The organism is Achromobacter sp. Root170 (assembly GCF_001428165.1).
GTDB classification, from domain to species: domain Bacteria; phylum Pseudomonadota; class Gammaproteobacteria; order Burkholderiales; family Burkholderiaceae_B; genus Achromobacter; species Achromobacter mucicolens.
This window is the reverse complement of sequence record NZ_LMHN01000003.1, coordinates 40,677-52,222: the sequence shown is the minus strand read 5'-3', so window position 1 is coordinate 52,222 and position 11,546 is coordinate 40,677. Positions and strand designations below refer to the sequence as shown.

Annotated in this window: 14 protein-coding genes; 10 read left to right on the top strand and 4 right to left on the bottom strand. The window is 66.7% G+C overall.

All coding sequences use genetic code 11. From position 1 onward, the window contains the following. Positions 1-136: 136 nt before the first annotated feature. Positions 137-568 (top strand): DUF2809 domain-containing protein, encoded by a 432-nt coding sequence (locus ASD87_RS07415; protein WP_056319358.1) that lies wholly within the window; start codon positions 137-139, stop codon positions 566-568. Between the two features lie 48 nt (positions 569-616). On the opposite strand, the gene ASD87_RS07410 is transcribed toward ASD87_RS07415, so the two are convergent. Beyond that, positions 617-832: a hypothetical protein gene (locus tag ASD87_RS07410; RefSeq protein ID WP_056319356.1), complete on the bottom strand. Its 216-nt coding sequence runs from the start codon at positions 830-832 to the stop codon at positions 617-619. Positions 833-1,058: 226 nt separating this feature from the next. On the opposite strand from ASD87_RS07410, the gene ASD87_RS07405 reads away from it, so the two are divergent. The 4 genes from ASD87_RS07405 to ASD87_RS07390 all read left to right on the top strand — a co-directional run bounded on the left by ASD87_RS07405 (position 1,059) and on the right by ASD87_RS07390 (position 2,836). Continuing rightward, a complete protein-coding gene (locus ASD87_RS07405) occupies positions 1,059-1,790 on the top strand; it encodes a TenA family transcriptional regulator (protein ID WP_056319353.1) in 732 nt (243 codons plus the stop codon). 65 nt (positions 1,791-1,855) lie between these two features. Then, on the top strand, positions 1,856-2,155 hold the full coding sequence (locus ASD87_RS07400; RefSeq protein ID WP_056319481.1) for a 2Fe-2S iron-sulfur cluster-binding protein: 300 nt from the start codon (positions 1,856-1,858) through the stop codon (positions 2,153-2,155). After that, positions 2,155-2,487: a hypothetical protein gene (locus ASD87_RS07395; RefSeq protein WP_056319351.1), complete on the top strand. Its 333-nt coding sequence runs from the start codon at positions 2,155-2,157 to the stop codon at positions 2,485-2,487. The genes ASD87_RS07400 and ASD87_RS07395 overlap by 1 nt, the downstream gene beginning before the upstream one ends. 4 nt (positions 2,488-2,491) lie before the next feature. After that, entirely contained in the window at positions 2,492-2,836 is a 345-nt protein-coding gene (locus ASD87_RS07390; protein ID WP_056319348.1) for a 2Fe-2S iron-sulfur cluster-binding protein, read from the top strand. Positions 2,837-2,872: 36 nt separating this feature from the next. On the opposite strand, the gene ASD87_RS07385 is transcribed toward ASD87_RS07390, so the two are convergent. Together ASD87_RS07385 and ASD87_RS07380 are read right to left on the bottom strand one after the other, a co-directional pair. After that, the gene (locus ASD87_RS07385) at positions 2,873-3,595 is read right to left on the bottom strand and encodes a GntR family transcriptional regulator (RefSeq protein WP_056319346.1); all 723 of its coding nucleotides are present in this window, start codon (positions 3,593-3,595) and stop codon (positions 2,873-2,875) included. A gap of 79 nt (positions 3,596-3,674) precedes the next feature. After that, entirely contained in the window at positions 3,675-4,418 is a 744-nt protein-coding gene (locus tag ASD87_RS07380; protein WP_056319344.1) for a sulfite exporter TauE/SafE family protein, read from the bottom strand. A 228-nt stretch (positions 4,419-4,646) separates the two neighbouring features. Here ASD87_RS07380 and ASD87_RS07375 point away from each other — a divergent pair, with 228 nt between their 5' ends. The 4 genes from ASD87_RS07375 (at position 4,647) to ASD87_RS07360 (ending at position 9,333) form a co-directional block, all read left to right on the top strand. Further along, entirely contained in the window at positions 4,647-6,179 is a 1,533-nt protein-coding gene (locus ASD87_RS07375) for a hypothetical protein (protein ID WP_056319341.1), read from the top strand. A 168-nt stretch (positions 6,180-6,347) separates the two neighbouring features. Beyond that, entirely contained in the window at positions 6,348-7,808 is a 1,461-nt protein-coding gene (locus tag ASD87_RS07370) for an aldehyde dehydrogenase family protein (protein ID WP_056319340.1), read from the top strand. A gap of 29 nt (positions 7,809-7,837) precedes the next feature. Then, the gene (locus tag ASD87_RS07365; protein ID WP_056319338.1) at positions 7,838-8,317 is read left to right on the top strand and encodes a heme-binding protein; all 480 of its coding nucleotides are present in this window, start codon (positions 7,838-7,840) and stop codon (positions 8,315-8,317) included. A gap of 11 nt (positions 8,318-8,328) precedes the next feature. Next, complete coding sequence (locus tag ASD87_RS07360; protein WP_056319337.1) at positions 8,329-9,333, top strand: 2Fe-2S iron-sulfur cluster-binding protein; 1,005 nt, start codon at positions 8,329-8,331, stop codon at positions 9,331-9,333. Positions 9,334-9,341: 8 nt separating this feature from the next. Here the strand turns inward: ASD87_RS07360 and ASD87_RS07355 are convergent, their stop codons facing one another. Further along, positions 9,342-9,779: a universal stress protein gene (locus tag ASD87_RS07355; RefSeq protein WP_056319334.1), complete on the bottom strand. Its 438-nt coding sequence runs from the start codon at positions 9,777-9,779 to the stop codon at positions 9,342-9,344. Positions 9,780-10,008: 229 nt separating this feature from the next. Here ASD87_RS07355 and ASD87_RS07350 point away from each other — a divergent pair, with 229 nt between their 5' ends. After that, positions 10,009-11,526, top strand: coding sequence for a DUF3300 domain-containing protein (locus tag ASD87_RS07350; protein ID WP_056319332.1), 1,518 nt, complete (start codon positions 10,009-10,011; stop codon positions 11,524-11,526). Positions 11,527-11,546 lie beyond the last annotated feature (20 nt).

The following is an 11,546-nucleotide window of genomic DNA, read 5'->3' as shown; positions in this document are numbered from 1 at the left end:
GCGAGGATCGCGCCCGTTCTGGGCTGGGTCAGGGTCGCTCAATGGTACGCCCAAGCCATGCGTCGGGGGAGGCGGCAGGCCCGTTTCCGGTAACCTCCCGGCTGCCCCTGTTTCACTATTTACGTTTGCTGATTCAATGACCCTGACTTTCAACGGGCGCGCGTTCGCCGCCCTGCTTGCCGTGACCGCCGTGCTGGCGCTGATCGCCACCTTGGGCGCGCCTTATCCCTTCCTGCGGGGGTTCGTGGGCGACGTGGTGGCGGTGGGCTGGGCCTACCTGCTGTATCGCAGTTTTATCCGTGCGCGCGTGTTGCCGCTGGCCCTGGCGGCGCTGTTCACCGGGTATGCGGTGGAGTTCGCGCAATACCTGGGCCGCCAATTCGGATGGCGCATCGAGCAGCCGGTGCTGCGCGTCGTGTTCGGCAGTGTGCCGGACTGGTGGGACGTGCTGGCCTATACCGTGGGCTTCGTGGTGGTGCTGGCGCTTGCCGGCGGCCTTGCCCGACGGGGGCGGCGCGCCGCGCTGCAAAACGCCCGGATGCAGGCCAGCCTGCGCGCAAGACGCTGAACGGGGCGGGGCCGGCTGGACGCCGGCCCCATGGGCACGACCTGATTCTTAACCGGCTTGGCAGACCGTGTCGTCGCGTTGCGCGCGCACGGCGGGCGCGGCTGCGCGCAGCGGTTGCAGGCGGGCAGTGCGGAACGGCGCCAGCAACTCCGACCAGGAAGAAGGAAACAGCGGCGTCGCGTGGCGCACGGCATCGCGGCGGGCGTAATGGGTAAGCAGCTGCTGGCCGATCGGGGCGTCTCCCAGAGGGTGCGGGGTGTTCATGGTATTTCCGTATTGCGTTGAAATTGTATTCATTGTACGTCGTTCGTGCCTTGGGGTCCAGCCGGCCTGGGACGGCACAAGTGCTTGATATGTCTGAAACTGTCCCTGATTAACGGGTTGACTTCGGGATTGCCCTAGCAGCCCAAAAGAGTAGACGGTATACAATGTTCATCATGCCCGGGCTTCCACAGGCCTGGAATTTCTCCCACTGGACCTGGAGCGAGTCATGGCAGAACTGATGAACCGAGATGAATTCCGCACGGCGCTGGAAAACGCAATCAAGGGCAAGAGCGCAAACGCCTCGCCCTTTTCGATCGCCTGGGCCGAAGGCAAGCTGAGCCGCGAGCACCTTTCGCGCTGGGCCGAAAACCACTATCACTACGTCGGCCCGTTCGCCGATTACCTGGGCTACCTGTACGCCCGCACGCCGGACACGTACACCGAAGCCAAGGATTTCCTCCTGGCCAACATGTATGAAGAGGAAATCGGCGGCGACCGCCACACCGACCTGCTGATCCGCTTTGCCGAAGCCTGCGGCACCACGCGCGAACGGGTCACCAATCCGGACAACATGTCGCCCACGACCCGCGCGCTGCAGAGCTGGTGTTATGCCGTGGCCATGCGCGAGGATCCGATCGTGGCGGTGGCCGGCCTGGTGGTGGGACTGGAATCGCAGGTGCCGTCCATCTACCGCAAGCAGACGCCGACCCTGCGCGAGAAGTACGGCTTCACGGACGAGGAAGTCGAGTTCTTCGACCTGCACATCGTCTCCGACGAAATCCACGGCGAACGCGGCTACCAGATCGTGCTGGAGCACGCCAACACGGTGGACCTGCAACAGCGCTGCCTGAAGATCTGCGAGATCGGGGCGCAGATGCGGTTGCTCTACACGACGGCGCTCTATACCGACTACGTGCAGGACGAGATCAAGCTGCCCGAACTGGGCCTTGCCGCCTGATCGTGCTCTTGCCCGCCCGGCACGCCCGGGCGGGCGCCGCACCGCAGAACCTGGACGAAGACCTCATGCCTACCGTTGTGTTTCATAAAGGCGGCCAGACCTACACCGATGTGGTGAAGGACAACACCAACCTGGTGGTGCGGGCCGGCATCAAGCAGTTTCCGTTTCCGCATCTGCGCTACGAATGCGGCATGGGCAAGTGCGCCAAGTGCGCCTGCCGCATCATCGCCGGGGCCGAGCATCTGCCGCCGGTGAACTGGAAGGAAAAGAAGCAGCTGGGCGAACGCGTCGAGCAAGGCTACCGGTTGGCGTGCCAGCTGTGGCTGAACAGCGACATCGAGTTGACCCAGGACGTGGAGGCGTGATGGCGCAGGATTCGACCTATGTGATCCTGACCTCCAAGCCCGGCATCTTCCGCACCGAGGCGGGCGAGGGCGCGGACATCATCGAAACCTATGACTACGTGTTCTACGGACGCGCGCTGGCCGTGTTCAGCATCGCCCGCCTGGACCGCGAGATCAAGCTGGTCGTCACCGAGGAAACGCCGCCCTACGTGGTCAACCACGTGCCGTCCAAATTTCTGGAGAAGTTCTCGTCGGTGGACGCGGCCCGCAAGGAGCTCGCGCACCTGACGCGTTTTGGCAGCATGGCGTCGACGCTGACGCTGCGGTCCGGCGTGCGCGCCACGGAGCACTGACGACATGGTTCAGATCACGTTCATATCCAACGGCGGCAAGGTCGCCACCGCGCCGGAGAACAGCAACCTTCTGCGCGTGTCGCTCAAGGAAAAGGGCGGCATCCCGTTCAAGTGCGGGGGCGGCCTGTGCGGCACCTGCAAGTGCCGGATCGAGGAAGGGCTGGAAAACACCGACGCCATCAAGCCCAAGGAGCGCAAGCACCTGCGGCCCGAGGACTTCGAGGCCGGCTACCGCATGGCCTGCCAGACCTTCGTGAATGGCGACGTCAAGGTGTCGTGGGTGGTGCAGAACGGCAAGGGCATCGTGGTGGACGCGGCGTCCGGCCCGGTAGAAGCGTCTCCGGCATGAATGAGGCCGGCGCCTGAGTGCGCCGGCGCCCGGCAATCAGGCCACGGAGGCCTGCTGCGGCGGCTGCTGGGCCTCGGCGTAGGCCTTGGCGGCATTGTGCACATGCTGGCTGGCCAAGAGCGCTGCCAGATCGCCATTGCCGGCGATGACGGCGTTCAGGATCTGCGAATGGTCGTCCCAGTTCTGTTTTGCCCGGCGCATGTTGCTGGGCGCGAACAGCAGCGCGGTGCGGTCGCGCAGAGAACGCATCAGGTCGGTCAGCACCACGTTGCCGCCGATCGTGGCCAGCATTTCATGAAACTGCGAATTCAGCGCCAGGAACTTGTCCAGCTTCTCTTCGCGCGCGGCCTCGGTGCCCTCGCGCAGGAAGGCCTGCAGGCGCTCGACCGTTTTCTCGTCGCGGCGCTGCGCGGCCAGCTTGGCGTTCAAGCCTTCCAGTGTGGCGCGCACTTCCACCATGTCGTAGGCCACGGCGTCCGACAGCACCGACACGGACGCGCCGCGGCGCGGCTCGATCGTGACCAGGCCTTCGGCGGCGAGCGCGCGCAGCGCCTCGCGCACCGGGATGCGGGACACGCCCATTTCCTCGGACAGGCGGCCTTCGACCAGGCGGTCGCCGGGGGTGAATTCGCCGCTCAGGATGCGTTCGCGCAGCTTGTCGCGGATGACGGCAAACAACTGCGGATGCTGCTCGCCGATCTTCAGCGGGGAGGAGTGCTGCGTCTCTGCGGCTTGCGGACTGACGGGGGAGGTTGTCATGGCGAGCAGGTTTGGCGTAATGGATACAGTCTCCATTGTATTACCGGGTGTCGCCGGCCGTCGCCGGTGGCGTGCCGCATCAATGCACCCAGAATGTCTTGACCAGCACCCCCACCGCGCCCATGACGCAGGCCGCGAGCAGCACGCCACGGACGGCGCGCGGTGGCAGCAGGGTGCGCAGCCGGTTGGAGACCGCAAAACCGGCCAGCAGAAATGGCGCCAGGCTAAGGGCCAGGCCCGCGTGATAACCCGTGTAGCGCTTGGCCAGCGCCAGCATGGCCAGCGAAAAAATGGATCCCAGAAAAAGCACCATTCCCAGCGTGGCGCGCAGCCGCGGCGGGGCGGCATGCTGCAGCACGATGGCAATGGGCGGCGCGCCCACCGAAGTCATCGTGCCCATGATGCCGGAGGCGACGCCCGCGCCCGACACCCGTCCGGGCGTCGCGGAAAACCGCAAGCCCGCCACGCTCAGCCCCACGGCGGCGAGGATCATGCAGGCAAAGAGCACGCCCAGCGCCTGCGGGGCGAAGCGCGCCATGGCATAGATGGCGATCAGGGTGCCGACGGCCCGCCCCGCCAATGCATACGAGACGGCGGGCCAATCGATGGCGGCGCGCTCGCGCAGGGCGGTCAACAGCGAGATGAAGCCGCCCAGCGTCAGAAGCGGTCCGGGCGCGAGCTGCGGAAAGAACATCGCGGCAACGGGCGCGGCGAACATCGCAAATCCCACCCCGCCCACGCCCTGCGCCACGGCGGCGCCAAACACCACGGCAGCCATGGCGGCGTAATGCCACGCATCCGGGAACGACAGGGAAGACAGCATGCGTCGGACTTTGTAATTTATGTATACGATAGTCTATCTGGGAAATCGCGCGCCGACAGACAAATCCAGAAAATTAAGGGTAATCCCTTGATTTTTCGTCTAAAAGGTGTCCTAAAACGGCACTATCGATTTCCCTAGGCGGCGCATATTTCGATTGGTATGGTTCTCAACGAAATATAGTATACCGAGTGTGGCGACCCAACAGCCACGCATACAAGGGGAATACGCATGCAATCCGACGTCGTGCTCACTGCGGCTCATTGGATTTACCTGATCAGCGTGGCCGCCATCATCCTGACGATGATCCTGCGCGCCAATGTCGTGGTGCCATCGGTCATTGGCACATTTCTGGTGGTGCTGGCGATCACGGGCAATCCGATCAGCGCGCTGATCGGCATCTTTTCGGCCAGCTTTGTCGCCGCCAAAGAGCTCTTCAACATCTTTCTGGTCATCACATTCATGACGGCGCTGCTCAACGCGCTCAAGACGCTGCAGGCGGACGTGCGCATGGTGCAGCCGTTCCGGCGGGTCATGCGGGGCGGGCATTCGTCCTTCGTGATCATCGCCCTCTGTACCTACGTGATCTCGCTGTTCTTCTGGCCCACGCCCGCCGTGCCGCTGGTGTCCGCCATCCTGCTGCCCGCGGCCATCGCTGCCGGGTTGCCGCCGCTGGCCGGCGCCATGGCCATCGCCATCGCGGGCCAGGGCATGGCCCTGTCTTCCGACTACGTGATCGGCGTGGCGCCCAGCATCAGCGCCAAGGCGGCGGGGGCGGCCGTCAGCGCGGCGGTGGTGGCAGACCGTGCGCTCGTGCTGTCGCTGATCACCGGCGGGATCGCGCTGGTGGCGGCCTATCTGCTGGTGCGCCGCCAGATCGTGCCGGCCGATCCGGCCCTGTTGTCGGCCTGGCAGGCCCGCGCGCAGGACGGCAGCCTGGCGAAGATCGAACAGGCCGGCTCGTTCGACAAGGCGGAACTCGCGCGCGGCACGATGGGCGCCGATCCGGCCTTGCCCAGCGGCCCGGTGCTGAGCGAAGAAGAGCGCCGCCGCGTGCGCTGGTCCAAGGTGTTTGCCGTGGTGACGCCGCTGGCGTTCCTGGCCGTGATCGGGGTAATGGTGCTGCCCCGCCTCTTTCCGTCGCTGCCCGCGCTGCGCGGCGGCGATGCGGCGGCGCTGGTGGGCGGCGTGGCGTTCGTGGTCATGATGCTGGTGACCCTGGCGGCCGAGGGCCCGCGCAAGATGCTGGACGTCTGCCCCGAGCACGTGACCGACGGCTTCGTGTTCGCCTTCAAGGCAATGGGCTCGGTCCTGCCGATTGCCGGCTTCTTCTTCGTGGGCGCCCACGAGACGGCCGCCCAGATCCTGGGCGTGCCGCCGGCGCAGGCCCCCGGCCTGCTGTTCGAAGTCATTTCGGCGGCCCAGCACCTGATCCCCGAGAACCACTTCCTGGTCGCCTTCGGCGTGCTCCTGGTCGGCATGATCACCGGCATCGACGGCTCCGGCTTTGCCGGGCTGCCGCTCACCGGCACGCTGTCCGGCGCGCTGGGCCCGGTGGTGGGCGTGGACCCCGCCACGTTGGCGGCGGTGGGGCAGATGGGTGCGGTGTGGACGGGCGGGGGCACGCTGATTGCCTGGTCGTCGTTGATCGCCGTGGCGGGGTTTGCGCGGGTCAACGTGCTGTCGCTGGTTCGCGCGCTGTTGCTGCCGGTGCTGCTTGCGCTGTTCGTTTCGACCACCTGCGCGGTGCTGATCTGGCGTTGATGTTCAGCGCGCGTATGGGAAAAGGCTCCCGCGAGGGAGCCTTTTTGCTGCCGGATCGGGTGGGGTTTCCACTGATCGTCGCATAGTGATTAAAGTATACAATGTTCTGAGATTAGCCCGGCCGCCTCACGCCCGGCTACGCCGGACCCAACTCAAGGAAGCGCTCCCGTGGACGATCTCTCGCAGCAAGCCTTTTTGAACTACATCGGCGGCCAGTGGACGCCCAGCGTCACGGGCAAGACCGCGCCCAACGGCAATCCGGCCGACACCGACGACGTCGTGGGCCACTTTCAGGTGTCCGGCGCCGACGACGCCCGGCAGGCCGTGCAGGCCGCCGAGGCCGCCTTCGCCGCGTGGCGCGACACGCCGATCTCCAAGCGCGCGGCCATCCTGTTCCGGGCCGCGCAGCATCTGGAAGACAACGCCGATTCCATTGCGCGCGAACTGACCCGCGAAGAGGGCAAGGGCGTGAACCTGGCCAAGGACGAGGTGCTGCGCTCGGCGCAGACGATCCGCTTCTACGCCGTCGAGGGCCAGTCTTTCACGGGCGAGACCTTCGTCAACGACGACCCGGACATGATCGTCTACAGCCAGCGCGAGCCGCTGGGCGTGGTGACCGTGATCTCGCCGTGGAATTTCCCCATCTCGATCCCGGCGCGCAAGATTGCGCCCGCGCTCATCATGGGAAACACGGTGGTGTTCAAGCCGTCTTCCGACGCGCCGATGTCGGGCTACCGCCTGACCGAAGCATTCGTGCGCGCCGGGCTGCCCGCCGGGGTGCTGAACTTCCTGACCGGCCCGGCGGGCGCGGTGGGCGAAGCCATCACGGGGGCGCCCCAGGTGCGCGCCATTTCGTTCACCGGCTCGACAGCCGCCGGCGAGCAGATTCACCGGACCGCGGGGCTGACCACCCGCACGCAGATGGAACTGGGCGGCAAGAATCCGTTGATCGTGCTGGCCGATGCCGACCTGGACCGGGCGGTGGACCTGGCGGTCAAGGGCGGCTTCTCGCTGAGCGGCCAGGCCTGCACGGGCACCAGCCGCGTGCTGGTCGATCGCAAGGTCAGCCAGGCCTATACGGAAAAGCTGCTGGCCAAGATCCGCACGCTGACCATCGGCAACGGCCTGGAAGGCAACTTCGACCTGGGCCCGCTGGCCACCGCGCGGCAGCTGGACAACGTGCTGGGCTACATCGAATTGGGCAAGGAGGAAGCCACACACCTGCATGGCGGCGACCGCCTGACCGGTCCCGGCTTTGACCGCGGGTACTACGTGACGCCCGCGCTCTTTGCCGGCGTGACCCAGCAGATGCGCATCGCCCGCGAGGAAATCTTCGGGCCCGTGATCGCGCTGATCGAGGTCGACGGCTATGAAGACGCCATCGCCCAGGCCAACGACACGGAATATGGCCTGTCGGCCGCCATCGCCACCACCGACGCGCGCTACGCGCACCGCTTTGCGCGCGACATCCAGGCGGGCACCGTCAAGATCAACCGCACCACCACCGGCAACCTGATCAACGCGCCGTTTGGCGGCCTGAAGCATTCCAGCACGTCCACGTTCCGCGAGTCGGGCCGCGTGGGTCTGGAGTTCTACACCCAGATCAAGACCGTCTACCGCGCAGGCTGACGGCCCATCCCCCACTCGAGGTTTTGCACATGAAACAGATCTATCGCCTGGAACTCGAAGAAGCGCGCGTCATGGTGCGCGCCGCCATCGCCAAGTCGCAGGAGATCGGCGTCCTGGAATCGATCTGCATCGTGGACGATGGCGGCTATCCGATCGCGCTGGAGCGCATGGACGGCGCGCGCATCACCGGTCCGCAGATCGCCTGGAACAAGGCCTTCACCGCCGCCGGCCACAAGCGTTCGACCCACCTGTTCAACACCCCGCCGAACGGCCCGGCGCTGCCCGGCAACGAAGCCTTCGGCATCCAGTGGAGCTTTGACGGCAAGTTCGCGGTGTTCGTCGGCGGTTTTCCCATCGTCGTGAACGGCGAGGTGATCGGCGGCGTGGGCCTGAGCGGCGGCAACGGCGAGCAGGACACCAAAGCCGGCCTGGCGGCGCTGGCCGCGCTGGGCGAACTGCTGGAGCCGCGCGGCATGAAGGTGCTGGTCGAGGCGGACATCAAGAAATAGGCGAGGGCGCCATGGCATACCGCGTGCACATTCTGGAAACCGAGACCGCCTTCGAGGTCGAAGAAGGCGAAACCGTGCTGCAGGCCGCGGAGCGGTCATCGGTGAAACTGCCGCATGAATGCACGTTCGGCGGCTGCGGCACCTGCCGCATCAAGCTGGAATCGGGCGCGGTGCGCTACGACGAATTCCCCATGGCGCTGACCCCCGAGGAGGCCGAACAGGGTTTTGCCCTGGCGTGCCAGGCGCGTCCGGCCGGCGACCTGTGCATCAGCGTGGCCAGCAGCCGGCAGGTTTTTCCCGATCCCCGCCGCATCTGCGCCACGATCCACCGCATCCATCGCTTCTGCGACGATGTCGTCCACCTGACGCTGGCGCTCCCAGAGGCGCTGGACTACGTGCCCGGCCAGTACATGAACGTGGTGCTGCCCGACGGCGAGACGCGCAGTTTCTCCATGGCCTCGGCGCCCGCGGGCAACCTGGTCGACTTTCACGTGCGGCGCATTCCCGGCGGCCGCTACACGGACCAGTGGCTGGGGCAGGCAGCGGCGGGCGCGCCCGTGGAGATCGAGGCGCCGCTTGGCGTCTTCAGCTACCACGAGGAAGATTGGCGCCCGCTCATCATGATGGCCACGGGAACCGGCATTGCGCCGATCAAGGCGATCCTCGAATCGCTGCTGGACAACGAAGACTGCCCGCCCGTGACGCTGTATTGGGGCATGCGCACCGAAGCCGACCTGTACCTGCGCGACGAGATCGAAAGCTGGGCGTCTCGCCTGTACGAATTCAACTTCGTGCCCGTGCTGTCGCGCGCGGGGGCCGATTGGCAGGGGCGCCGCGGCTATGTGCAGGAGGCGGTCCTGGCCGACCACGCAGACCTGTCCGAGCATGCCTTCTACCTGTGCGGCGCGCCCGAAATGATCCGCCAGGCCAAAAGCCTGCTGGCCGAACGGGGCGCCAGCCTGGAACACCTGTACGCCGACAGCTTCACCTTCCAGCACGCGTTGGCCGCCGTCTGAGCGCCGGGCTAGCGATACACCAGCACCGGCAGCCGCGTGCGCGCCAGCACGCGCTGCGTCTCGCTGCCCAGCAGAAAACCCGTCATCCCGTGCCGCCCGTGCGAGCCCATCACGATCAGGTCGCACCCGGTCTTCTGCGCGGTCTCGACAATGGCCTCGTGCGGATGGTCGTTCACCATGACGATCGCTTCGCAAGGCACGAGCGCGTGCCGCGCCTCGGTCTCAAGTCCGTCCAGGTACGCTTGCGCATTCCGGCGCGCCTGGTCGGTGTGGTGCCCTTCGGTTGTGCCCAGCATCTCGGCCTGATAGACCAGCAGATGGTCTTCCGGAATGGCGCGCAGCAGGGTGATGGTGGCGCCCATTTCCTTGGCGAAAACGAGCGCGCGCTTGAATGCCGACTCGGACAGCAGCGAACCGTCCACGGCGATGAGCAAGTGCCTGTACATGTTGCCTCTCCTTTAGGAAAAGGAATGTCCAGCAACGGCGAATCCAGTATAGGCCCCTGGGCGAACGCAAACCAGCGTGCAAAAGGACGAGCCGCGTGCGCGCCGGTGTCTGACACCGTTCATCTTCCGGCAGCGCTTCCAAACCGTCGGCGTTAGGCATATATTGACCGGGCGATATCCGGCGGTTCCCTCCTGGCTTGTGGCGTCTTGCTGTGTGCGGAGAACGGAAATGCGGCGACTGCAAAAGTGGTTCATCGGCCTGATGTGCCTGGGGCTGTCCCTCTGTTTTCCCGCCTTGGCGCAGACCAAGCTCAGCAACGCGCAGCTCGATCAGCTCATGGCGCCCGTGGCGCTGTACCCGGACGCGCTGCTGTCGCAAATCCTAATGGGGTCCACGTACCCGGACGACATCGCGGCCGCCGCCAAATGGTCGGCCGCGCACACCGATCAGTCCGGCGATGACGCCGTGCGCGCCGTCGACGCCGAAACCTGGGATCCCAGCGTCAAGTCGCTGGTCGCCTTTCCCTCGGTCATGGACATGATGGGCCGCGAGCCTGGCTGGGTGAAGTCCGTGGGCGACGCTTTCCTGGCGCAACCCGAGGCCGTGATGGACGCCGTCCAGCGGTTGCGCACGCAGGCGCAAAAGGCAGGCAATCTGAAAAGCACGCCGCAGCAGACGGTCAAGACCACCACCGCCAACGAGAAGACCGTGGTGGTGATCGAACCGGCCGATCCGCAGGTGGTCTATGTGCCCAGTTACAACCCCACGGTGGTCTACGGCACGTGGGCTTATCCGTCATACCCCCCTTATTACTATCCGCCGCCGCCGGGCTCGGTGTTCGGGAGCGCGCTCGTGGCGGGCATTGGCTTCGGCGTGGGCGTGGCGGCGATCAATTCGTTGTGGGGCGACGCCAACTGGGGGCACGGCGACGTCGATATCGACGTGGACCGCTACAACAACATCAACGTCAACAATCGCATCGACCGCAACAACGTGAACAGCAACCGGGCCACCTGGCAGCACAACGCCGCCAACCGGGGCAACGCGCCGTATGCGGACCCGGCCAGCCGCCAGCGGTTTGACAGCCAGCGGCAGGCGGGGCTGCAGAGCCGGGCCCAGCCGGGCGGCGCAGGGGCCCGGACGACGGGCACGGCGCCCGCCGCGGGGTCTCGCGACGCCGCGCGGCAGCGGGCGGCGCAGTCCTTCGAAGGCCGCACCGGGCAGCCCATTGCGGGGCATGCCGGGGCCGACGGGGCGCGCGGCCAGGGCGCGGCGCGGGGCGATGGCGCGGCGGGCCGGGGGCAGGGGTCGCAAACGGGGCAGGGCGCGCGGGATCGCAGCTCCAGCGTCTCTACCCAGAACCGCCCGCAGGATCGCGGCGCCAGCGTGTCGACCCAGAACCGTCCGCAGGATCGCGGCGCCAGCGTGTCGACCCAGAACCGTCCGCAGGACCGAGGCGCCAGCGTATCGACCGGTGTCTCCACGCAGGACCGGCAGGCGGCGGCACAGCGCCAGCGCGCCGACGAAGCGGCCGCGCGCGACCGGGCGCGGGCATCGAACAGCCAGAACGCCCTCTCGGGGGCGGGCGACGGCGACCGCATGCGGCAGCAGAACCAGCGCGGCGAGATGAGCCGCGGCGGCGGCGGACAACGCAGCACCGGCGCCAGCGCGCCCAATCGCGGCGGCGGCGCAGGCGCCTCTCGTGGCGGCGGAGGCGGCCGTGGCGGTGGCGGCGGCCGGAGATAAGCATCATGGACAAGGGACTA